Annotated in this window: 18 protein-coding genes, 1 tRNA gene and 1 riboswitch; of the genes, 11 read left to right on the top strand and 8 right to left on the bottom strand. The window is 70.1% G+C overall.

Translation table 11 applies throughout. The features are described 5' to 3' along the window. Positions 1-292: 292 nt before the first annotated feature. Positions 293-742, bottom strand: a complete 450-nt coding sequence (locus ACTOQ2_RS19685; protein ID WP_440101150.1) for an ATP-binding protein — start codon at positions 740-742, stop codon at positions 293-295. A 157-nt stretch (positions 743-899) separates the two neighbouring features. Then, positions 900-2,771, bottom strand: a complete 1,872-nt coding sequence (locus ACTOQ2_RS19690; RefSeq protein ID WP_440101152.1) for a PAS domain S-box protein — start codon at positions 2,769-2,771, stop codon at positions 900-902. 125 nt (positions 2,772-2,896) lie between these two features. Here ACTOQ2_RS19690 and ACTOQ2_RS19695 point away from each other — a divergent pair, with 125 nt between their 5' ends. Then, positions 2,897-3,484, top strand: a complete 588-nt coding sequence (locus tag ACTOQ2_RS19695; protein ID WP_440069645.1) for a methylated-DNA--[protein]-cysteine S-methyltransferase — start codon at positions 2,897-2,899, stop codon at positions 3,482-3,484. Positions 3,485-3,582: 98 nt separating this feature from the next. Here the strand turns inward: ACTOQ2_RS19695 and ACTOQ2_RS19700 are convergent, their stop codons facing one another. The 4 genes from ACTOQ2_RS19700 to ACTOQ2_RS19715 all read right to left on the bottom strand — a co-directional run bounded on the left by ACTOQ2_RS19700 (position 3,583) and on the right by ACTOQ2_RS19715 (position 6,892). Continuing rightward, positions 3,583-4,956 (bottom strand): purine-cytosine permease family protein, encoded by a 1,374-nt coding sequence (locus tag ACTOQ2_RS19700; RefSeq protein ID WP_440101154.1) that lies wholly within the window; start codon positions 4,954-4,956, stop codon positions 3,583-3,585. Next, positions 4,948-5,086: riboswitch (TPP riboswitch) on the bottom strand. It overlaps the preceding gene by 9 nt. 109 nt (positions 5,087-5,195) lie before the next feature. After that, complete coding sequence (locus tag ACTOQ2_RS19705; RefSeq protein WP_362688508.1) at positions 5,196-5,519, bottom strand: rhodanese-like domain-containing protein; 324 nt, start codon at positions 5,517-5,519, stop codon at positions 5,196-5,198. A 167-nt stretch (positions 5,520-5,686) separates the two neighbouring features. Beyond that, positions 5,687-6,292 (bottom strand): TenA family protein, encoded by a 606-nt coding sequence (locus ACTOQ2_RS19710; RefSeq protein WP_440101156.1) that lies wholly within the window; start codon positions 6,290-6,292, stop codon positions 5,687-5,689. Between the two features lie 15 nt (positions 6,293-6,307). Beyond that, positions 6,308-6,892, bottom strand: coding sequence for a DM13 domain-containing protein (locus tag ACTOQ2_RS19715; RefSeq protein ID WP_440101158.1), 585 nt, complete (start codon positions 6,890-6,892; stop codon positions 6,308-6,310). Between the two features lie 166 nt (positions 6,893-7,058). Between ACTOQ2_RS19715 and ACTOQ2_RS19720 the strand changes: the two genes are divergently transcribed. Beyond that, positions 7,059-7,703 carry a GOLPH3/VPS74 family protein gene (locus ACTOQ2_RS19720; protein WP_440101160.1) on the top strand — a complete coding sequence of 215 codons (645 nt, stop codon included), beginning with the start codon at positions 7,059-7,061 and terminating at the stop codon, positions 7,701-7,703. A 209-nt stretch (positions 7,704-7,912) separates the two neighbouring features. On the opposite strand, the gene ACTOQ2_RS19725 is transcribed toward ACTOQ2_RS19720, so the two are convergent. Further along, complete coding sequence (locus ACTOQ2_RS19725) at positions 7,913-9,037, bottom strand: LCP family protein (protein ID WP_440101162.1); 1,125 nt, start codon at positions 9,035-9,037, stop codon at positions 7,913-7,915. 453 nt (positions 9,038-9,490) lie between these two features. On the opposite strand from ACTOQ2_RS19725, the gene ACTOQ2_RS19730 reads away from it, so the two are divergent. Both ACTOQ2_RS19730 and ACTOQ2_RS19735 read left to right on the top strand, forming a co-directional pair. After that, positions 9,491-10,963 carry a hemolysin family protein gene (locus tag ACTOQ2_RS19730; RefSeq protein WP_440101164.1) on the top strand — a complete coding sequence of 491 codons (1,473 nt, stop codon included), beginning with the start codon at positions 9,491-9,493 and terminating at the stop codon, positions 10,961-10,963. Then, the gene (locus ACTOQ2_RS19735; RefSeq protein WP_440101166.1) at positions 10,960-11,994 is read left to right on the top strand and encodes a hemolysin family protein; all 1,035 of its coding nucleotides are present in this window, start codon (positions 10,960-10,962) and stop codon (positions 11,992-11,994) included. The genes ACTOQ2_RS19730 and ACTOQ2_RS19735 overlap by 4 nt, the downstream gene beginning before the upstream one ends. Before the next feature lie 484 nt (positions 11,995-12,478). On the opposite strand, the gene ACTOQ2_RS19740 is transcribed toward ACTOQ2_RS19735, so the two are convergent. Continuing rightward, positions 12,479-12,561 (bottom strand) — tRNA-Leu (locus tag ACTOQ2_RS19740). Between the two features lie 166 nt (positions 12,562-12,727). Here ACTOQ2_RS19740 and ACTOQ2_RS19745 point away from each other — a divergent pair. The 7 genes from ACTOQ2_RS19745 to pknB all read left to right on the top strand — a co-directional run bounded on the left by ACTOQ2_RS19745 (position 12,728) and on the right by pknB (position 21,548). Then, entirely contained in the window at positions 12,728-13,468 is a 741-nt protein-coding gene (locus tag ACTOQ2_RS19745) for a DUF3662 and FHA domain-containing protein (RefSeq protein WP_329088344.1), read from the top strand. 17 nt (positions 13,469-13,485) lie between these two features. Then, positions 13,486-13,953: an FHA domain-containing protein FhaB/FipA gene (locus ACTOQ2_RS19750; RefSeq protein ID WP_362688484.1), complete on the top strand. Its 468-nt coding sequence runs from the start codon at positions 13,486-13,488 to the stop codon at positions 13,951-13,953. Then, positions 13,950-15,263 (top strand): PP2C family protein-serine/threonine phosphatase, encoded by a 1,314-nt coding sequence (locus tag ACTOQ2_RS19755; protein WP_440101168.1) that lies wholly within the window; start codon positions 13,950-13,952, stop codon positions 15,261-15,263. Before ACTOQ2_RS19750 ends, ACTOQ2_RS19755 begins: the two co-directional genes overlap by 4 nt. Before the next feature lie 4 nt (positions 15,264-15,267). Next, positions 15,268-16,647, top strand: a complete 1,380-nt coding sequence (locus ACTOQ2_RS19760) for an FtsW/RodA/SpoVE family cell cycle protein (protein ID WP_440101169.1) — start codon at positions 15,268-15,270, stop codon at positions 16,645-16,647. Then, positions 16,644-18,101 carry a peptidoglycan D,D-transpeptidase FtsI family protein gene (locus tag ACTOQ2_RS19765; RefSeq protein ID WP_440101171.1) on the top strand — a complete coding sequence of 486 codons (1,458 nt, stop codon included), beginning with the start codon at positions 16,644-16,646 and terminating at the stop codon, positions 18,099-18,101. Before ACTOQ2_RS19760 ends, ACTOQ2_RS19765 begins: the two co-directional genes overlap by 4 nt. Beyond that, a complete protein-coding gene (locus tag ACTOQ2_RS19770) occupies positions 18,098-19,588 on the top strand; it encodes a protein kinase domain-containing protein (protein WP_440101173.1) in 1,491 nt (496 codons plus the stop codon). The genes ACTOQ2_RS19765 and ACTOQ2_RS19770 overlap by 4 nt, the downstream gene beginning before the upstream one ends. Before the next feature lie 82 nt (positions 19,589-19,670). Next, positions 19,671-21,548, top strand: a complete 1,878-nt coding sequence (pknB, locus tag ACTOQ2_RS19775) for a Stk1 family PASTA domain-containing Ser/Thr kinase (RefSeq protein WP_440101174.1) — start codon at positions 19,671-19,673, stop codon at positions 21,546-21,548. Positions 21,549-21,663: the final 115 nt, after the last annotated feature.

Genomic DNA, 21,663 nt, shown 5'->3' on the forward strand with positions numbered 1-21,663 from the left:
ATACCGAGGACCGAGGACCGAGGACCGAGGACCGAGGAAGAATCGCGTCCCGCCGATCGGCGGGAGGGGTAGTCGGCGCCGGAAAGCCTTCACACCTGGTAAGGACGCCATTCCGCGGGAAAACTTTCACACCTGGTAAGGGCGTCATCCCGCGGGAAAGCCTTCACGCCTGATAAGGGCGTCATCCCGCGAGAAAGCCTTCACGCCTGATAACGACGTCGCCCCACCGGAGAGGTACCCGGTCCCGTCCCGCTTCACGACATTTGAAGCGGGACGAAACCCGGAAAGAGGGTTATCCGCATTCCCTGAGAGCGGGTTCGGGAGTGGAAACGTGGCCGTTACCTACCGTGTCGACCGCCGTGACCACCGCCCATACCGTGGTGATGTCCCCCTCGTGCCTGACGCCCCAATTGGAGGCCAGATACTCGACGATTCCTAGGCCTCGCCCTCCCAGGGAGGAGAGCGTCGGGCGTCCCGCCCGCGGTTCGGTGGCCGCGCCACCGTCACTCACAGCGACCTCGACATGCTCTTCGGTCCAGCGCCATGACACTCTGATCTGTCCTGACGGCAACGGGTGGGCGTGACGCAGCGCGTTGCTCAGCAGTTCGCTGACCACGAGCACCGCGTCGTCGATAGCGGTCTCGTACACACCTCGTTCCTGCAGGTCAGAGCAGAGGCGCTGGCGTGCGACAGCGACGCTGGACGGTGCATACGGCAACAGAACGACGCTCGACGCACTCACCTCCCCGTATGCCTGTTCCCCCCTGAGGAACTCACCCCAGTACGACCGAAATGCCCCGTTAGATAGTCGTGGAAACCGGGCGTCAATTACAGCTTGTGCACATTCGACAATAGATCAGCGCATCCGTTACCGACTCGTTACTGGTTCGGCGTGTCGATCAGGTAAGGGCGCCCGGCGTGTCGGCGATACGAAGGGCCAGCCTCATCCGGGTGCCGCCGGAGGGACGCGGATGCGCCGAGACCTCCCCGCCCTGCGCCCGCGCGAGGCTCCGCACGATGTAGAGGCCGAGGCCGACCCCGCCGAACCTGCGGCGGTCGCCGCTGTCGGCCTGGACGAAGCGCTCGAAGACGCGCTCCCTGCTGGCATGGGCGATACCGACGCCCTCGTCGTCCACCACCAGCACCACCCGGTCGCCGTCCACCCAGGCCTCGACCCTGATCAGGCCACCGTCCGGCGAGTACTTGAAGGCGTTCTCCAGCAGCTGGGCCAGCAGGATGTCGGTGGCCAGCGCGTCACCGGAGACCGGGGGCAGATCGTCGGGGACGTCGACCTCGACCCGGTGCAGGTCCGACAGGATCGGCAGACCCAGCGTGGCGGCCCGGACCAGCTCGGCCAGGTCGAAGCTCTCGATCCTGAGCGTGAGCTCGCCGGCGCCCGCGCGCGAGCCCAGCAGCAGGTGGTCCATGAGCTGGCCCAGCGAGCGGGCCCGCTCGGCGATGGTGTGCACGGCGGCACGTCGCTCGGCCTCGGCCATGCTGTCCCAGCGACTGTCGAGCGTGCTGGCGAAACCGCGGACCACGGTGATCGGCGTGCGGAGCTCGTGGCTGGTGGTGGCGAGGAAGAGGTCCTTGGCCTCCTCCAGCTCCTTCGCGCGGGTGACGTCGCGGAAGTCGACCACGATCTCGCCCGTCTCCACGATCTCCGCGCAGAGCACGTCCAGCCAGGTGCCCGAGGGCAGCTGGATGCTGAGCTTGTCCCCCGGGCCCGGCAGTTGAAAGGGCGGCGGCCCGCCGATCACCTCGGCCGCGTGGAAGCCGGTCAGCTCGCTGGCGGCCGGGTTCCACTGGACCACCCGGCCCGTGTCGTCGAGGACCGCGATGCCGTCGGCGCTGGCGTCGAACACCGCCCGCTCGTGGGCGCGCTGCCGCACGGCCTCCTGGTAGGCCATGGCGTTTCCCACGGCGATGCCCGCGTGACCCGCGAGGAGCTCCAGCAGCTCCAGCTCCAGGTGGCCCGCCTTGCGCTTGGCGAACAGCGCGTACAGCGCGCCGTACGACCGCCCGCCCATGGCCGCGAGGCCGAGCGCGATGGTGTGCAGGCCGGGCAGCCGCGACCAGATCAACCGGTCCAGCCGGTCCTGGTCGCCGGTCTCCAGCAGGACGGTCCTGCCCTCGCGCAGCAGTTTGCCGACCAGGCTGGTGCGGAGGTCGGCGGTCGAGTCGCGCAGCGAGTCGGGAAGGTTGTGGCAGGCCACGAGGCGGAGCCGGTCGCCCTCGATCATCACGAACCCGCCCGCGTCGGCTCCGGTCAGGTCGGCGAGGCTCGCCGCGATCCGGTCGAGCACGGCGGGCAGCTCCAGCTCGGCGTTGATGTCGGCGACCACGTCGGTGAGCCTGCGGACGAGCTGCGCCCGGCGGGCGTTGCGGTCGTTGGCGGTCTCGTCGTCCTGGGCCAGGTGGTAGACGCTCACGTAGCCGAGGAGGGCGCCGTCCGGCGCGGACAGCGCGGCGGTGTCGACCCGCACGTCGAGCAGGCTGCCGTCGCGGCGGAACCGCTTGGTCCTCAGCGAGACCTGGCCGCCGGTGCGGACCTTCTCCAGGACCGCGTTGTGCTCGGCCGTCAGCTCCTCGGGGACCACCGGCACCCGGCGGCCGACCATCTCGTCGGCCGACCAGCCGAACAGGCGCTCGGCGGCGGGATTCCAGGCGAGGACCGTCTGCTCGCGATCGATGGCGACGATCGCGTTGGGCGCCGCGGCGACGACCTCACGGCCGATGCCCCCGTCACTGTCGGCCCTGTAGTCCACCACACACCCATAGTGCCGTCTCAACCGGTCTGATCTTGGCACTTTCGTCCCGCACGTGTTGCCACTGGCCGGGCGATCCGTCCGATACTCTGCGGTCACCACACACCTGGATACGAAAGGGTGGGGCCATGTCATCCGGCGACATCGATGCATTGCTACGGGTGACCTCGCCCGACTACGTCGGCACGAGCCATCCCGACATCGCGTTCGGCACGCTCGACGGCCCGCTGGGGCGTCTGACCCTCGCCGTGACGAGCAGGGGTGTGGTGGCCTGCAGCTACGAGGACGAGAACGTCGTCTTCGAGCGGATCAGCAGGGAGGTCGGCACGTTCATCGGGCCGGACGCCCGGCGGCTCGACCCGGTGCGCCGGGAGCTGGACGCCTACTTCTCCGCCAGGCTCCGCGCCTTCACGACGCCGGTCGACCTGCGCCTGGCCACCCAGTTCTCCAGGACCGTGCTGCAGATGATGCTCGCGGTGCCGTACGGGACGGTGACGACCTACCTCGAGATCGCCGAGCGGATCGGCAGGCCGCGCGCGCTGCGGGCGGTCGGCAACGCGCTGGGCAGCAACCCGGTGTGCGTCATCGTGCCGTGCCACCGGGTGGTCGAGAGCGAGGCCGTCCTCGGCGGATACGCCGGAGGCTCGGCCGCCAAGGAACGACTGCTGCGCATCGAGTCCGCCGCCGTGCTCCGCGGGCCCGGCGGCGGCGCGTAGCCCGCCTTCCCCAGGACCCCCGGGACTCCCAGTGCCCCCTGGGACCGCCCACGACCGCCTCCACGACCCGAAACCGCCGGAGCCGTACGGCGGCGCGGTCAGGAGCGGCGCCGGAGCGCGCCGAGCCCCAGGGTGACGAGACCCGCGACGAGGAACGCGCCGACGGACGCGCTCATCCACGGCTGCGGGACGAAGCCGAGCGCGTCGCGGGCACCGTTCCAGAACGAGGTCCACCACGCGACCTCCGGGGCGGCCGGCAGCGCGGCGAGCATCCACCAGGTCACGAAGCCCAGCACCCACGGGAGCACCATGAGCGGGCGCGAGGGCGCGGTCTCCGAGGTGTCCCAGCGCCTGGCGCCGCCGAGCAGGAAGTAGTCCGCGGCGAGCACCGCGAACATCGGCACGAAGACCGCCCCGATGAGGCCGAGGAAGCCGGTGTAGGTCTCGGCGTTGACGAAGATCGCGAGCAGGGTGACCAGCACGCCGATGGCCACGGAGATGATCCGGCGGTCCAGCCTGGGCAGCAGGTTCTGCAGCGACATCGCGGTGGAGTAGACGTTCACGAACGACTGGTCGGTCTCGCGCAGCACCAGGATGCCGAAGAACAGCGGGCCGAGTGCCGCGGCCACGAAGGGGTCCCAGACCTGGTTCGGGTCGTTGCCGACCAGCGCGAGCGCCGCGATGCCGAGGACCAGGCAGGCCACCTGGGCGATCGTGTAACCGCCGACGACCCCGGTGAAGGCGGCCCTGCCGGAGCGGGAGAAGCGGGCGAAGTCCGCCGCGACCGGTACCCACGAGACCGACAGCGCGATCACGTAGTCGACCGACGGTGCGAACGCCTCCCAGGATCCGCCGCCGATCGCCGGTCCCCGCTGGAACAGGGCGACCATGAACCAGATCATCGAGATCACCACGCCGGCGGTGACGTACCTGCGGAGCAGGCGGACCGCTCCCAGCGGCCGGATGGTCAGCGCGGTGGTGATCACCCCCGCGACGACCACCCAGACCGCGTAGGGCACCTCGACGCCGAAGGATCCGGCGATGGCCTGGGCGCCCTGGGCGATGACCCACAGCTCGAAGGCTCCCCAGCCCAGCATCTGGACGATGTTCAGCACAGTCGGCAGGTAGGAGAGCCTCGCCCCGAACAGCCCGCGCAGCAGGACCATCGCCGGAGCGCCGGTCCGCTGCCCGGGAATCGCGGCCAGGCCGACCATCGCGGTACCGATGACGCTGCCCACGACGGCGGCCAGGATCGCGGCCATGAAGCTCAGCGGCCGGTCGCCGAGCGGATTGATCAGCGCGATCGCGCCGGAGAACCCGAGCAGGCTGACACCCAGGTTGGCCCAGAGCGCACCCTGGTCGAGCACGCCGAGGGCCTTGGGAGGAGCCTCGCCGAGCGTGAGGGGCGCCTCGGCCGCCCCGGAGTCCCCGGAATCGCCGGAACCCTTGGAATCGACGGCGGCAGACGTCATCACGCACACTCCCTACGCCGGCATTACCCGGACAGGTTCATGCGGTCGGCGGCGCGTCGGAGGTCGATGAGACCCTCTGCGTGTTCCGCCCTCTCAGCCCGGTTACGCCCGAGCTCCCGCGGTAGACATTCGCCCTGATTATGCCATTCATTCCTTTCTTGGCAAGAGTCTCGGCGGAGGCTCCCCCCTCACGTCTCGGCGAGGGCTCCCCCTCGCACGGTTCAGGCGGCTCAGGCGGCTCAGGCGACGAAGGGGTCCTGGCCGCTCTCGGCGATCATCGGACGCCCCGCGCCGTCCCAGGACCGCATGCCGCCGCCGACGTTGATCGCGTCCCAGCCGACGTGGTTGAGCCAGGCGGTGGCGTTCGCGGAACGGCCGCCGACCCGGCAGATCACGTAGACGGGCGCGCCCTTGGGCACCTCGTCGACCCGGGACTGCAGCTCACCCAGGGGGATGTGGACGGCGCCGGGCGCGTGCCCGGCACGCCACTCGTCGTTCTCGCGCACGTCGAGCAGGAACGCGTCATCCGGCACGGCCTGCGCCTCGACCTCAGGAACACTCATACGCCCATTGTTCCAACTCCTCCACCGGATGGGGCGCAAAGCCACGTGGATGCCCTCATCCGGACCTTCGATTTCCCCTGATAGCAGGCCAATTCGGTACGTCCAGCCCTACCAGATCACCCGACCCGCGGCGGCAGCCGGGCGAACGGGCGGACGGGCGGACGGGGTCAGGGCACGTCCCAGAAGGCGAGTTCGTGAGCCATTCCCTCGGCGAACAGCTGTCCGGCCCTGCCCGGGTCCGGCGCCGCCTCGTCGATCATCACCGCGATGCGCCCGGTCAGCTCGGCGAAGGCCGGGTGGGCGTAGGTGTCGACCCAGGCGCGGTAGCGGGGTTCGGCAGGCGGATTCTCCGCCAGGGCGCGGCCGAGCGTGGAGTAACCCCACATGCAGGGGTATAGCGCGGCCAGGCCGTCGGCGTAGACGGCCGCGGAGTCGAGCAGGAAGGAGGTGTACGCCGCGCAGGCCGGGCCCTTCCTCGCCCCGCCGAGGTCGGCGCCGAACTCGGCCGACAGCGACCGGTGCAGGCTCAGCTCCTCGTGGAAGGTGACGTGCGCCAGGTCCACCAGGTCGCCCAGATGCCCGTCCGGGGCCTGCCAGGCGAGTCTCGAGAAGACGCGGACGTAGTCGAGCAGGAACAGGTAATCCTGCTCCAGCCACGACCGGAACACCGGCTCGGGCAGATCTCCCCGCGCGATGCCCGCCACCGTCGGATGGGCGAGCTGCGCCTCGACGAGCGGGCGGCCGATGACGTGGAGTTCCTCAGAAACGCTCATGGGTCGGAGATTGTGTCAGGTCAGGGCGGCGGCGCCGAAGGAGACGCTGAAGCGCTTGCACCAGATGGTGACGGACTTCAGGCTGTCGAGGTCGGCCCCGGCGGGAATGGCGTAGTTGGCGTTGCCCTTGTTGCCCTTCAGGTCGCCGAGTTCGAGGTGCTTGCCGTCGTCCAGGTTGAACCATCCCGCGTTGCCCTTCTTGACGGGCTGGTCACTGAGCCAGACCCGCAGGTCCGGGCCGTCGGAGGTGTTCAGGTCCTCGATTCGCAGGACCCGGCTCCCGTCGGACAGCTCCAGTACCCTCGCCCTGCCCTCGGTCTCGTGCTCGTGGGAGATGAACGTGCCCGTGGCGATGACCTTCGGCTCCTGATCCTGGGCGGTCTCGGTGGCCCTGGCGGGCTCGGCCGGCTCGGCCGGCTCGCCCTGCCCGGTGGCCTCCGGCCCGGGGGACGCGGCCGCGACGGGCAGCGCCTCGTTCACCTCGACGGTGGTGAACAGGCGCCATGGCTGGAACAGGTACAGCGCGACACCGAGCGCGACGGCGCCCAGCGCCAGGACACCCCACGTGACGGGGTGCCGGAGCAGCCTCTTGACCCTCATCTGGACTCCCATCGCATACCTCCGGCGTGGAGACCCCTGGCCTCCGGTTACGGCGAGGAAGTCGAGACGTCCCTCCGGCCTCGGTGCCGAGGCTATCCGCGATACCGCCCTAGATCGATTACGGAGTGCTTACGGCCGCGAAGCGCCCGCGACGTAGTGTCGGACGATGACGACGATCGCTGAGGAAGTGCTCCTGCTCGCGTACGACGAGGAGCAGGGCAGACAACTCATCGGCTCCTCGGAGCTGGACGCCGCGCTCGGCGGCGCGTTGCTGGCGGAACTGGCCGTCGGCGGCCGGATCGACCTCGCGGACAAGAAGGTCGCCGTTCTCGACGCGACCCCGGTCGGGGACGAGGAGCTCGACACGGCGCTGGCCAGGATCGCGGCGGAGTCCAGGGCGCGCAAGCCCGAGTGGTGGGTGCAGAGGCTCCACTCCGGCAAGCTTCGCGCCCGCCTGCTGGCGCGCCTGGCGGAGCGGGGCGTGCTGGACGAGGAGCGGCGCAAGGTCCTGGGGATCTTCCCGAGCACCCGCTACCCCGAGCGCGACCCCGGCGTCGAGCTGGCGATCCGCGAGCGGGTCCAGAGCGTGCTGTCCGGCGCCACCCCCGACGAGCGGGCCGCGGTGCTGATCGCGATCCTGCACGCGGCCAAGATCGACCGTAAGGCGTTCCCCGGCGCGAGCAAGGAACGGATCAAGGAGATCACCGAGGGCGAGTGGGCCGGCAAGGCGGTCTCCCAGACCATCGCCGCCGTCAATGCCGCCGTCATGGCGGCCGTGATAGCGGGGGTCGTCGTCAGCGCCGGCAGCTGAGGTCCGCCGGCCCTCGCCGGGCGGGCACTGTCACGAAGGTGCTCCGCCCGGCGAGGACGTCCTATCCCGTGCCCGCCCCGCCTCCGCGTCGTCTCCGCGTCATCTCCGTGTCGCTTCGGGGAGACGACCGGGGGCGGGAGGGCCGGAGGAAAGTGCCGTGGACGGGAACCGCCGGGCAGGCGCCCCGGCCCTGGGGCCGGGGCGGGACGTCACTTGCCGAGGGCGTCTTCGGGCACGGGCTTGTCCTGGGCCAGGGCCTCGAACATGCGCAGGGCCTTCTCCCGGTCCCACTTCACGACGGACTGGCCGTCGATGGTGGGCAGGGAGCCGATGGGCACGACCGTGGTGACCGGGTTGCCGCCCATGGCGAGGCCGAGGGAGAGCAGGTCGAAGGCGCCGGTCTCCTCGCCGACGGACACCGAGTCGGCCGCGCTCAGCGCGAGCGGGACGGATGTGAAGGGGTTGATCAGGACGCCGGGGCTGGCCGCCTTCTTCACCACCGCGGAGAAGAACTGGCGCTGGCGCTGGGTCCTGTCGAGGTCGGGGATCGCGCCGGTGGCGCGGGTGCGGACGTAGCCGAGGGCCGTCCCCCCGTCCATCGTCTGCAGGCCCTTCTTCAGGTTGATCCCGGCCTTGGGGTCCTTGATCGCCTGCTTGACGTTGATCTCGACCCCGCCGATGGCGTCCACGATCCCCACGAAGCCGCCGAAGCCGATCTCCATGTAGTGGTCGAGACGCAGCCCGGTGACCTGCTCCACGGTCTTGGGAAGCAGTTGCTGGCCGCCCTGGAAGGCATAGGCGGCGTTGAGCTTGTTGCTGCCGTGACCGTCGATCGGCACGTACGAGTCGCGCGGGAGGCTGACCAGGGTCGGGCGGCCGTCGCCTTCGGGGATGTGCAGCAGCATCATCGTGTCGGTCCTGCGGCCCACGGCCTTGCCCGTGGCGAGCTTCCTGCGCTGGGCCGCGGTCAGGCCGGCGCGGCTGTCGGAGCCGACCAGCAGCCAGTTGGTGCCGGGGGTGTCGGCGGGACGGCCCTCGTAGTCGGTGAGCGCCTCGATCTTGGTCAGCCGCGAGTTGATCACGAAATATCCGCCGACGGCCAGGACGAGCAGCACGACGACCAGCCCGGCGAGGATCCGCACGATGAGCCTGCCGGGACGCTTCGGCCGCCAGCCGGGCATGCGCGACGCGCTCCCGCCTCCTCGGCCGCCGGAGTCCCCGGGCGGGGCCGGGGGCGCGTTCAGCGGCTTGACCGGGCCGGAACCCGACCTGGCCTTGCCGTACACCCGCCCGCCCCGGGGCGGCGGCACCTCGCGCGACGTCTCCTCCCGCACGGGTGCCTCCCGCCGCGAGGAGGCCGACTGCCGGACGGGCGTCCCCGGACCGCCAGGCGAGGGGTAGGCGGGCTGCCCGGCCGCTCTCGGCGGCACGGGCCCCGGCGTGGGCGATCGCAGCGCGCGAGTGCGATCGTCGTCTTCGGGCCTGTCAGCCACGTCTTGTCCCGCCACTTCTTGATCTCATGGTGAAAACGTCATTATCGACGCTACGTCGTGGCTGGGGCGCCTGCCGCCAGGCGCCCAAGGTTTCCCTGTGTAAAAGTACTCAGACAGGTTGTTAGCGACCAGCAATGCGATCGTCGGCCGATCCGGAAACATCAGCCCCCACCCGGATCGTTACGGTAGAGGACTACCTCTGCTCGAAAGGATGATCGTGTCCACTCCGGACCCGTGGAATACCTGCCCGTGCGAACGCACGGGCACCACTGAACCGACCGGGAGAGCCGCCCGGTGAACACGGCTCTGGGCCTGCTGGCCATCCTCCTGCTCACCCTCGCCACCGGCTATTTCGTCGCCCAGGAGTTCGCCTTCGTCGCGGCGGACCGCGGCGTGCTGCGCGAGCAGGCCGACTCCGGCGACGCGGCCGCGGCACGGGCGCTGGAGGTGACGGGACGCCTGTCGTTCATGCTGTCGGGGGCGCAACTCGGCATCACCGTGACCGCCCTGCTCGTCGGCTTCATCTCGGAACCCGCCATCGCCACCGTCATCCGCCCCTGGCTGGAGACCGCGGGAGTGCCGCGCGGGGCCGTGCCCGGCATCGCCGTGGCGCTGGCCGTCGCGGTGGCCACCGTCATCCAGATGGTCTTCGGTGAGCTGGCCCCCAAGAACCTGGGCATCGCCCGTCCCGAGCCGGTGGCGAAGTTCCTCGCCCGCTCGACGATGATCTACCTGCGGATCGCCGGGCCGGTCATCCGCCTGTTCGACTCCGCCGCCACCGGCCTGCTGCGCCGGGTCGGCGTGGAGCCGGTGGAGGAGATCGAGCACGGCGCCAGCCCCGAGGAGCTGTCCCGGATCATCTCCGAGTCCGCCACCGCGGGTGACCTGCCGCCGAGGTTGTCGGAGCTGCTGGGCCGCGCCCTGGAGTTCGGCGACCGCACCGCCGAGGACGTCATGGTGCCGCGTCCCCGCGTGGTGCTGCTGAGGGACGACCGGCCGATCTCCGACCTGATCGACGCCGTCCGCAGGCACGGCCACTCCCGCTATCCGGTGCTCTGCAACCAGAACGGCGACGACGTCGTCGGCGTCACCGGCGTCCGCGAGCTGCTCAGGTCGGGACTGGCCGACGGCACGCTGGAAAAGATCACCCGCCCCGCGCTCCTGGTGCCCACCTCCTCGCCGCTGCCCCTCGTACTGGAGCGCATGCGCACCGCCCACGACGACCTGGCGTGCGTCATCGACGAGTACGGCGGCCTGGCCGGCGTGGTCACCATAGAGGACCTCGCGGAGGAGCTCGTCGGCGAGCTCATCGACGAGAACGACCCGGAGCCCGCCGGGGTCGTCGCGGGCGACGAGGGCACCTGGGACCTACCGGGCACGCTCCGGCTGGACGAGATCGAGCGGGCCATCGGCCTGCAACTCCCCGAGAGCGACGACTACGACACCGTCGCGGGCCTCGTGCTCGCCACCCTCGGCCGGATGAGCGAGCCCGGCGACCAGGTGACCGTCACGCTCACGTCGCGCAACGACCCCTTGGAGAACGACAGCGCCGACGAGAGGGAGGCGGCGCTCACCGTGCTCTCGGTGCACCGCAGGGTCCCCGAGTGGGTGCGGCTGTCGCTCACCGCGTCGCAGGACGCCGATCCCGGGGACGCCCCGGAGGCGAGAACCGGGAAAGAGGACCGACCGGCGATGACCGCGCCGTGGATGATCGAGCGTGGCCCCGAGACGCCCATGATCGAGCGGAGCGAGGCGAGGCGGCGATGAGCACCACCTCCGCCCTGCTGCTCGGCGTGGCCCTGCTGATCGGCAACGCCTTCTTCGTCGCCGCCGAGTTCGCGGTGATCTCGGCCCGCAGGCACCGCCTGGAGGAGCTCGCGAGCCGGGGAGGCCGGTTGACCCGGCTCGCCGCCCGCGCCGCCGTGCGCGGCGGCAGGGAGCTCTCCCTGATGCTGGCCGGAGCCCAGCTGGGCATCACGCTGTGCTCGCTCGGCCTGGGCATGGTGACCGAACCGGCCATCGAACACCTGCTGGAGCCGGTTTTCGGCGCGGTCGGCCTGCCCGAGTCGCTGCGGGTCCCCGTCTCGCTCGTGATCGCGCTGGCGTTCGTCACCTTCCTGCACATGGTGATCGGCGAGATGGCTCCCAAGTCGTGGGCGCTGACCCACCCGGAGATGGCGGCGATGGGCCTGGCCCTGCCGTTCCGCGGCTTCACCTGGGTCGTCCGGCCGGTGCTCGCCGCGCTCAACGGGCTGACGAACGGGATCCTGAGACTGTTCGGGGTGCATCCCAAGGACGAGCTGGCCACCACCAGGACCCCGGTCCAGCTGGCGATGCTGGTCGGCGAGTCGGGCCGGATGGGCTTGCTCGACCGCGACGAGCACGACCTGCTCACCCGGGCCCTGCGGGTCCACCAGCAGCCGGTGGAGCGGCTGATGCTGCCGCTGGAGAAGACCACCTCGGTGCCCGCCGACGCGACGAGCGAGCGGATGCGCCAGGTCGCCGCGCGCGACGGGCACCTGCGCATGCTGGTCACCTCCGGCAGGCCGGGCGACGTCCTGGGCGTGGTGCACGTCAGGGACATCCTCGTCCGGCCGGAGGCGAGCCCCGCCGAGCTCGCCCGCCCGGTGCCGCGCCTGGCCAAGGAGACCACGATCCCCGACGCGGTCTCCACGCTCCAGGACGCCCACGCGCACCTGGGCCTGGTCACCGACGGCGGTGGCGAGGTGGTCGGCATGGTGAGCCTCACGGACCTGCTCGGCGAGATCCTGGACGTACGGATGCCCGCGGCTCGCTAACGGTCCTCGCCGCTCCCGGCGTCCGCGGGAGCGGCGAGACCGGGGAAAGAGCAGCGGGAGCGGCGAAATACCGGCCAGACCGGTGAAGGCCCGCTCAGACCGGTGAGAGCCCCACCGGGCCGGCGAGAGACCGGCCAGATCGATCACGGAACCGGTGGGAGGACGACACGGGCCGGGGAAAGATTATTTTCCGGCCCGTGTTCTCTGTAAGCGTAATCAGACACCGGCGAATCACTGCAAGTCATCCGAAAGTGATCAGCAAGCGTGACCGGGTAGAACCGATGGGCATGTCGTAGCGGTCCAAAAACCACAAGACCCATGCGTAACCCCTGAGACTTCTCTATAACGGAGCGAGCGACTACCTTGATCGATGATCGACTCGGCCCGCCACGAGACCTTACGGATGGCTCAGATGGATACGCGGTTCGCCAGGAAACGACAAAACCCCGGTTGCGATGCTCGCATGACCGGGGTGATGATCTTGTGGGCGAGGAGGGATTTGAACCCTCACGTCCTTTCGGACACACGGACCTGAACCGTGCGCGTCTGCCGTTCCGCCACCCGCCCTTGTTGGGTGCGGTCGAAACATTAGCACGGATCGGCCCGTACCCATGAACCCGGATACGATCCTCCTAGATGCGAAAGCGGAGCAGCTGGGTGCGAGAGAGCGAGGAACGAGCCAACGAGCCCCCAAGCGGCCGCGACCACATAGACGGAGGAGGGGAGGTACCCGGTGGGAGTCCTTCAGCGTTTCGAGCGGAGGCTCGAAGGTTTGGTTGAAGGGGCCTTTGCACGGGCGTTCAAATCTGACCTTCAGCCGGTAGAGGTCGCCAGTGCGGTCCAACGGGAGATGGACGAGCGGGCGGCGATCGTCGCCCAGGGACGCACTCTCGTGCCCAACGACTTCGTGGTCGAACTGTCCACGACCGACAACGAGCGGTTGGAGGTCTACTCCGACAGCATCAGCCACGAGCTGGCCAACCTCGCCAGGGAGTACGCCAAGGAACAGGGCTACTCCTTCGTGGGGCCGGTCAGGGTCCGCTTCGAGACGGCCGACGACCTCGCGGTCGGCCTGTTCCGCATCCGCTCGGGCGTGATCCGTGGCGCGACGGTCGAGCAGGACGAGATCCGCCAGCCGGTGAGCGACGTGCCCGCCGCGAAATCCCACGCCTTCGGAGGCCGCCCCCGCCTGCTGGTGTCCACCCAGGACGACCCGCAGGGCCAGCGGTCCTTCGACCTGACAACACCGGTGACCCTGCTCGGCAGGGGCACCGACTGCGATCTACGGCTGGTCGACCCGGGTGTGTCCCGGCACCACGCCGAGCTGCGAGTGGAGGGTCCCCTGGTCGCGCTCGTCGACCTCGGCTCCACGAACGGCACCTTCGTCAACGGCCAGCCGGTTCGCCGGGTCGAGCTCCAGAACGGCACTCGCGTGACGCTGGGGCGAACGACTCTGGTTTTCCGGCGCGATTAAAGGTAAACAGACGGTCCATGTCCGAGCTCACGCTGCTGCTGATCCGGCTCGCCTTCCTCGCGGTGCTGTGGTTCTTCGTGATTGCCGCGGTCGGTGTGATCCGGACAGACTTGTTCGGTTCACGCACGGCCGCCGCCGTCCCCGCGCGCAAGGCGCCCAAGCCGGTGAAGACTCCGGCCAAATCCAAGAAGGGGGAACCCCGGGAGATGGTCGTCACCGGTGGCCCCCTCCAAGGCACCACCATTACCCTCTCGGAGACGCCCATCACCATCGGCCGGGCGAACGACGCGACGCTGGTAGTCAGCGACGACTACGCCTCCAGCCGGCACGCCCGGCTCTTCCCCCAGGACGGTCAGTGGATCGTGGAAGATCTCGGCTCCACCAACGGCACGTATCTTGACCGCTCCAAAGTCACCCGTCCGACTCCGGTGCCGCTCGGTGTTCCGATCCGCATTGGCAAGACCGTCATCGAATTGCGCAAATGACCATCGCACTCCGTTACGCCGCCCGCTCTGACGTCGGCCTCCTCCGCGAAGGCAACGAGGACTCCGCCTACGCCAGCGGCCGCCTGCTCGCCGTCGCGGACGGCATGGGCGGCCACGCACACGGCGAGGTGGCCAGCTCGGTCGCCATCGCCGAGATGTCCTTGCTCGACACGGACGCCCAGGGAGGTGACCTGCTCAGCGCCATCGAGGCGGCGGTACGCGACGCCAATCGCAAGCTGCACGAGATGGTGAGTCACAACCCCAGCCTCAAGGGCATGGGCACCACCCTCACCGCCATGCTCTGGTCGGGGACGAGGGTCGCCCTGGTCCACGTCGGCGACTCACGGGCCTACCTGCTGCGAGCCGGAGAGCTCTACCAGATCACGCACGACCACACCCTCGTGCAGTCACTGGTGGACGACGGCCGGATCACCCAGGACGAGGCCGCCACCCACCCCCAGCGGTCGATCCTGTTGCGGGCGCTCGACGGCAGTGGCGAGGTCGACCCCGACCTGTCCCTGCGCGAGGCCCAGATCGGCGACCGCTACCTGCTCTGCTCCGACGGCCTGTCCGGGGTGGTGAGCGCCGAGACCCTGCACCACACGCTCTCCACGATCGAGGACCCCGACGGGGTGGTCCGCACCCTCATCGACCTGGCCAACCGGGGCGGCGGCCCCGACAACATCACCTGCGTCCTCGCCGACGTGCTGGAGGTGGACGAGACCCACGTGCCGCGCACCGACGCGGCCGTGGTCGGCGCCGCCGGTTCCAGCATGCCGAGGTCACAACCGCCGGACACCCCGGCGGGCCGTGCCAGCGCGGTCACCATGCCGCAACCCGTCATCTCCGACGACGACACCGACGACGACGAGCCGATCGTCAGGGCCGCGGCCCGACCGGCCAAACGCCGCCGGGTATGGCCTCTCCTGGCCGTGGCGGGCGGCGTCGTCGTCGTCGGGGGCGGCTTAGGCTGGTACTTCGGCGGGCAGTGGCTGGAGGACCAGTACTTCGTGGGGGCCAAGGGCAACGAGATAGTGGTCTTCCAGGGCGTGAAGACCAACCTGGGCCCCATCGAGCTCTTCGACGTCGCCCAGAGCACCGCGGAATCGATCACGACTCTCGGCGCGTTCCAGCAGGGCCAGGTCCGCGACGGCATCCCCGTCCCCACCGTCGAGGCGGGCCTGAGGAAGATCGAAGAGCTGAAGACGTCCGCGGCCGCATCCGACGGGAAGGACGAACCGACCGCATCCCCGAGCGCCTCCGCGTCCTCCGCGCCCGCCAGGGCTCCCGAACCCACAAGGTCACAGTAAACACATGAGCACCCCTAGCGCAGAGCCGGTCCCGCTTCCCGCCAAACGGCGGGTGGCCCAGTTGGCGATGCTCGCATTCGCGGTCGCCATCGTGATGCTGGCGTACGCCAACGTGGGGTTGGCCCTCGACAAGCAGATCCCGGCGGGAATGGTCACCTACGGTCTCAGCCTGGGCGGCCTCATGCTCGCCGCCTACCTGGTGCTGGCCAGGTTCGCGCCCTGGGCCGACCCGCTGATCCTGCCGCTGGTGACGCTGGTCAACGGCATCGGACTGGTGATCATCTATCGCCTCGAGGCGTCCGGCATGCCGGGGGCCTCGGCCACCAACCAGCTGATGTGGACCGCGGTCGGGGTCGTCATGTTCTCCGTGACGCTGATCGTGCTGCGCGACCACCGCGCGCTGCAGCGTCTGACCTACACCATGGGCGCCGTCGGCCTGGCCCTGCTGGTCTCGCCGCTGCTGCCGTTCATCGGCCAGGAGATCAACGGCGCCCGCATCTGGATCGGCATCGCCGGTTTCACCCTCCAGCCCGCGGAGTTCACCAAGCTCGCCCTGGTCATCTTCTTCGCCGGCTACCTGGTCGCCAAGCGCGACGTGCTCGCCCTGGCCGGGCGGCGGCTGCTCTTCATCGACCTGCCCCGGGCCCGCGACCTGGGCCCGGTGCTCATCACCTGGGGCCTCAGCCTCGGCGTGCTGGTCCTGCAGAAGGACCTCGGCTCCTCGCTGCTGATCTTCGGCACGTTCATCGCGATGCTCTACATCGCCACCCAGCGCACCTCGTGGGTGCTCATCGGCATCCTGCTCTTCGTCGGTGGAGCGGTCCTGGCGGGGCTGCTCTTCGACCACGTCGCGGCCCGCTTCGAGGTCTTCCTCGACCCGGAGAACCCGGCGCTGTACGACCGCGAGTTCGGCGGCAGCTTCCAGCTCATGCAGGGCCTGTTCGCCATGGGGCAGGGCGGCGTGCTCGGCACCGGCCTCGGCCAGGGCCACCCCGACCAGATCCCGCTGGCCTTCTCCGACTTCATCTTCACCGCCGCCGGCGAGGAGCTCGGCCTGACCGGGCTGATGGCCCTGCTGATGGTCTACGCCCTGCTGGTCGAGCGCGGTCTGCGCACCTCGATCGCGGCTCGCGAGCCGTTCTCCAAGCTGCTCGCGGGGGGCCTGTCGTTCATCCTCGCCTGGCAGGTCTTCATCATCGTGGGCGGCGTGACCAACCTGATCCCGCTGACTGGCCTGGTCACCCCGTTCATGTCGCAGGGCGGATCGGCGCTGCTGGCTAACTGGATCCTTATCGCGCTGCTGGTACGCATGTCGGATACGGCGAGGAAGCCTCCGCCCCAGGCCATCCAGGACGAAGGAATGACGCAGGTGTTCCAGCGATGAACGGTCCCCTCAAGCGCGCCGCCCTTGCCTGCCTGCTCATGTTCGGCCTGCTCATGATCAATGTGAACTACCTGCAGGCCGTGCGCGCGGAGGACCTGCGCAAGGACTCGCGCAACACCCGCAACTTCTTCGCGCAGTACGAGGTCGAGCGCGGTCGCATCACCGCGGGCGACAAGGTGCTCGCCGAGTCGGTCGACACCGGCGACCCAGAGTTCCGCTTCGAGCGGCGCTATCCCGAGGGCAAGGTCTACGCGCCCATCACCGGGTTCTTCGCGCCCGAGAGCCAGAGCAACATCGAACGGGCCGAGAACAGCCTCCTCAACGGGACGAGCGCCGACCTGCTGATCCGGCGCAGCATCGACCTGTTCACCGCCAAGCAGAGCAGGGGCGCCAACGTCGACCTGACGATCAACCCCAGGGCGCAGGAGGCGGCGTACAAGGCGCTGGGCGAGAGTGGCAAGAAGGGCGCGCTGGTCGCGATCGAGCCGAAGACCGGGGCGATCCTCGCGATGGTCTCGATCCCCACCTACGACCCCAACCCGCTGTCCAAGGCCAACAAGGCCGAGGTGAACGCGGCCTCCAAGAAGCTGGAGAAGGACGAGAACACGCCGCTGCTGAACCGGGCGGTCGAGCGCACCTACCCGCCGGGCTCGACCTTCAAGGTGGTCACCGCGGCCGCGTACCTGGAGAGCGACGACACCGTGGGCCCGGAGACCCAGGTCGACGCCCCGCAGCGGCTCGACCTGCCCAACACCACCGCCGACCTGCCCAACTACGGCGGCGCGGCGTGCGGCGCCGGGCGGGTGACGCTGTCGTTCGCGCTGGAGAAGTCCTGCAACACCCCGTTCGGCAAGATCGCGATGGACCTCGGCTACGAGGCGCTGCGCGACCAGGCGGCCAAGTTCGGCATCGGCGGCGAGCAGCTGGCGATCCCGATGCCGGTGGCGGCCAGCAGCATCGGCCCCGAGGAGGACCAGGCGGCCCTTGCCCAGGCCTCGATCGGCCAGCGCAGCAACCAGATGACCCCGCTGCAGATGGCCATGATCGCCGCCGGCATCGCCAACAACGGCGTGGTCATGAAGCCGTACCTGGTGAACAAGATCGCCGACTCCGAGGGTGGCGAGGTCGCGAGCGCCGATCCCGACGAGCTGGACACCGCGATGAGCGAGGACAGCGCGCGCAAGCTCCAGGAGATGATGGTCAACGTCGTCAACAAGGGCACGGCGAGCGCGGCGCAGATCCCGGGCGTGACGGTCGGCGGCAAGACCGGCACCGCGGAGACCGCCCAGGGCCGTGACCCGCACGCGTGGTTCATCTCCTTCGCCCCCGCGGAGGACCCCAAGGTCGCCGTCGCGCTGATCGTCGAGTCCGGGAGCGCCGGCAGCGACGCCTCAGGCGGTCAGACCGCGGCCCCGATCGCCAAGAGCGTGATGGAAGCGGTGCTGGGTAGATGACCGCGTTGCTCGGGGGCCGGTACCGCCCGCTGGGGCGGATCGCGTCGGGCGGCATGGGTGAGGTGTGGCGGGCCAGGGACGAGCTCCTCGGCCGCGAGGTCGCGGTGAAGCTGCTGCGCCCGCACGTGGCGGAGGATCCGGCCTTCCGCCTGCGGTTCCGCTCCGAGGCGCGCATCGCGGCCGGGCTGTCCGACCCGGGCATCGCGCAGGTCTTCGACTACGGCGAGGGCGGCGGCGTCGCCTACCTGGTGATGGAGCTGGTGCCCGGGCAGTCCCTGGCCGGCATCCTGGCCCGCGACGGCGCGCTGAGCCCCGAGATCACCCTCGACGTGGTCCGCCAGACCGCCATGGGCCTGCACGCCGCACACCGCGCGGGGATCATCCACAGGGACATCAAGCCCGGGAACCTTCTGGTGACCGAGGCGGGCGTGATAAAGATCACAGACTTCGGCATCGCCAGGGCGCTGGAGGCGGTGCCGGTCACCCAGACGGGCATCCTGATGGGCACCGCGCAGTACGTCAGCCCCGAGCAGGCGTCCGGCGACCCGCTCACGCCCGCCACCGACATCTACTCGCTCGGTGTGGTCGCCTACGAGTGCCTGACCGGGCAGGCGCCGTTCCGCGCGGAGACGCAGGTGGCGATCGCGCTCATGCACATCGGCGAACCCCCGCCGCCGCTGCCGGAGTGGATCCCGCCGGCGGTCCGCGACCTGGTCATGGCGTGCCTGGCCAAGGATCCGCTGCGGCGCCCGGCCGGTGCCAGGGAGCTGTCGGAACGGGCGGACATGCTGCTCGACGCGCTGACCGCCACCGGTGCCACCGGTCTCGGCATGCTCACCGACCCCGTGGGCTGGCGCGCGGAGCCCGCGAGCGAGTGGCCCCAGGAGGTCACCTCCGCCCTCGCCGTCCCCCTCCGGCCCGAGCCCGGCCGGGACGCCGCGGGCCCGGCGGGGGGTCCCGGTCAGGGCGCGGGCTCCGGGGCGGGCGGGGGTTCCGGCGCGGGCGCCGGTGCGGGATCCGGCGCGGGCACGACTCCGCCGGGTGCCGTCCCGGCGCGGCGCGGGCGCCGCGGTCTGCGCAGGACGACACTGATCGTCGCCACGGTCGCGGGATGCGCCGCCGCGGTCGGGCTGGGTGCCCTGGCGGTCCACGAGCTGACGAACCAGCCCGGTGACAGCGAGCCGGGAGAGCCGGTCGTACGGTCGAGCCCGGCCACCACGTCGCCGACCGCACGGCCGACGAAAAGCAAGCCTCCGACGAGCAGACCGCCGCTCTCACCGACGAAGTCGGCCCGCCCCTCGGTCACGCCGTCGGCTACGGTAAGCACATCGGCCACGCCCACCGCAAGGCCGAGTACGTCGCCACCACCCAGCCCCAGCCCGACGACTCCCACCCCGACACCAACCACCCCGACGGTGACACCGAGCCTCACACCGAGCACAACTCCTGAACCCGGTGACACAGACCCGCCGAATGAGGAGACGTGATGCGGCAACGGGTCGATGATGGACACCGGTGGCCCAAGAGCTCACCGGCACCCAAGATGAACGGTAAGGGACAGTGCAGGAAATGACTCAGCCCCGACGCCTCGGCGATCGCTACGAGCTTGACGGCGTCGTCGGGCGTGGCGGCATGGCCGAGGTCTATCGCGCCCGAGACATCCGGCTGGATCGGATCGTCGCCATCAAGACCCTTCGCGCGGACCTGGCCAGGGACCACATCTTCCAGGCGCGTTTCCGCCGTGAGGCGCAGTCCGCCGCGTCACTGAACCACCCGTCCATCGTCGCGGTCTACGACACCGGCGAGGACGTCTCCGAGGGTGCGCCGGTGCCCTACATCGTGATGGAGTACGTCGACGGCCGCACGCTGCGCGACCTGCTGCGGGCCGACCGGCGGCTGCTGCCCGAGCGCGCCGCCGAGCTGGTCGACGGGATCCTGCGGGCGCTGGACTACAGCCACCGCGGCGGCATCGTCCACCGCGACATCAAGCCCGCGAACATCATGATCACTCGCAACGGCGACGTGAAGGTCATGGACTTCGGCATCGCCCGCGCGATGGCCGACTCGGCCGCGACCATGACGCAGACCGCCCAGGTGATCGGCACCGCCCAGTACCTCTCGCCGGAGCAGGCCAGGGGCGAGCGGGTCGACGCCCGCAGCGACCTCTACTCCACCGGCTGCGTGCTGTACGAGCTGCTGACCGGGCAGCCGCCGTTCACCGGTGACTCGCCGGTCGCGATCGCCTACCAGCACGTGCGCGAGGACCCGATCCCGCCGTCGCAGATCGACCGCGACATTCCCCAGTGGGCCGACGCCATCGTGCTCAAGGCGATGGCCAAGGACCCGGCGCACCGCTACCAGAGCGCCGGGGAGATGCGGGCCGACATCCAGCGGGCGATGTCCGGCATCCCGACGGACGCCCAGACGATGGCGCTGAGCGCCAACAACAACTACGGCTCGGCCACCCGGACGATGCAGGCTCCGGGCCCCGGCGGTCCGGGCGGCCCGGCCACCCAGCGCACCACCGCCGTCCCGGCGTACGAGTACGGCGAGGAGGGCGGCGGCCCGCGCACCGGCGGGGGCGGCCGTCGCCGGCAGCAGAGCGGCGGGAACACCGCGGTCAAGACCGCGGCGTGGATCCTCATCCCGCTGCTGGTCATCGGCGCCTTCATCGGCGTCGGCTACATGTTCCTCAGCTCGCCGGGCACCCCCACCACCAGCGGCAAGGTGAAGATCCCGCCGTTGGTCTCGCAGACCGTGGAGGCGGCGACCAAGAAGCTCACGGACCTCGACCTGAAGGTGAAGGTCGTCGAGGCGTTCGACGAGGAGATCCCGAAGGGCTCGGTGATCGAGAGCGACCCGTCGGCCGACCACGAGGTCGACAAGGGCACCGAGGTGACGCTCAAGGTCTCCAAGGGGATCGAGAAGGTCGAGGTGCCCACCGTGCTCAACATGAGCGCCGAGGACGCCACGAAGACCCTTGAGGACGCCGGCTTCGAGGTCAACCTGCAGACCAAGCCCTCCAGCCGCAAGCAGGGCATCGTCTTCGAGACCGTGCCCGCGCCGGGCAAGAAGGCCAACAAGGGCAGTATCGTCCGGATCTACGTCCCCAAGGAGGCGATGGAGGTCCCGGCCGTGGTGAACCTCACGGTCGGGGACGCCAAGAACGCGCTCAAGGAGGCGGGCTTCAAGTGGAAGGTCGTCCCGCAGCCGAGCGACCTGCCCAAGGACACCGTGCTGAGCCAGTCTCCCGAGGCGGGCGGCAAGTACCAGCAGGGGACGACCATCACGCTGATCGTGTCGAGCGGGGCACCGCCCGAGCCGACCGAGCAGCCGACCTTCCCCGAGGAGCAGCCGACCATTCCCGAGGAGCCGACGGAGGACACGCCCACGGAGCCCGACGACGACACGATCTTCGATGAGGCGCCGCCCGGCGACGGGAACTGACCGGAGCACCTGACGGAGGCCCCCGCGACCGCGCGGGGGCCTCTTTCCTTTCTCGCCCGCGCCCGTTCCTGCGTCCTTGGCCGTTCTCGCGTTCTCCCGGCTTTCGCGGCGTCGG

It is taken from the genome of Streptosporangium sp. H16 (assembly GCF_051918855.1).
GTDB lineage: Bacteria > Actinomycetota > Actinomycetes > Streptosporangiales > Streptosporangiaceae > Streptosporangium.

Coding starts and splice junctions, on each gene's coding strand:
- ACTOQ2_RS19735 (WP_440101166.1), top strand. CDS start 10,960: ATGAGCACCACCTCCGCCCTGCTGCTCGGCGTGGCCCTGCTGATCGGC.
- ACTOQ2_RS19695 (WP_440069645.1), top strand. CDS start 2,897: ATGTCATCCGGCGACATCGATGCATTGCTACGGGTGACCTCGCCCGAC.
- ACTOQ2_RS19715 (WP_440101158.1), bottom strand. CDS start 6,892: ATGAGGGTCAAGAGGCTGCTCCGGCACCCCGTCACGTGGGGTGTCCTG.
- ACTOQ2_RS19700 (WP_440101154.1), bottom strand. CDS start 4,956: ATGACGTCTGCCGCCGTCGATTCCAAGGGTTCCGGCGATTCCGGGGAC.
- ACTOQ2_RS19770 (WP_440101173.1), top strand. CDS start 18,098: ATGACCGCGTTGCTCGGGGGCCGGTACCGCCCGCTGGGGCGGATCGCG.
- ACTOQ2_RS19705 (WP_362688508.1), bottom strand. CDS start 5,519: ATGAGTGTTCCTGAGGTCGAGGCGCAGGCCGTGCCGGATGACGCGTTC.
- ACTOQ2_RS19760 (WP_440101169.1), top strand. CDS start 15,268: ATGAGCACCCCTAGCGCAGAGCCGGTCCCGCTTCCCGCCAAACGGCGG.
- ACTOQ2_RS19720 (WP_440101160.1), top strand. CDS start 7,059: ATGACGACGATCGCTGAGGAAGTGCTCCTGCTCGCGTACGACGAGGAG.
- pknB (WP_440101174.1), top strand. CDS start 19,671: ATGACTCAGCCCCGACGCCTCGGCGATCGCTACGAGCTTGACGGCGTC.
- ACTOQ2_RS19765 (WP_440101171.1), top strand. CDS start 16,644: ATGAACGGTCCCCTCAAGCGCGCCGCCCTTGCCTGCCTGCTCATGTTC.
- ACTOQ2_RS19755 (WP_440101168.1), top strand. CDS start 13,950: ATGACCATCGCACTCCGTTACGCCGCCCGCTCTGACGTCGGCCTCCTC.
- ACTOQ2_RS19750 (WP_362688484.1), top strand. CDS start 13,486: ATGTCCGAGCTCACGCTGCTGCTGATCCGGCTCGCCTTCCTCGCGGTG.
- ACTOQ2_RS19710 (WP_440101156.1), bottom strand. CDS start 6,292: ATGAGCGTTTCTGAGGAACTCCACGTCATCGGCCGCCCGCTCGTCGAG.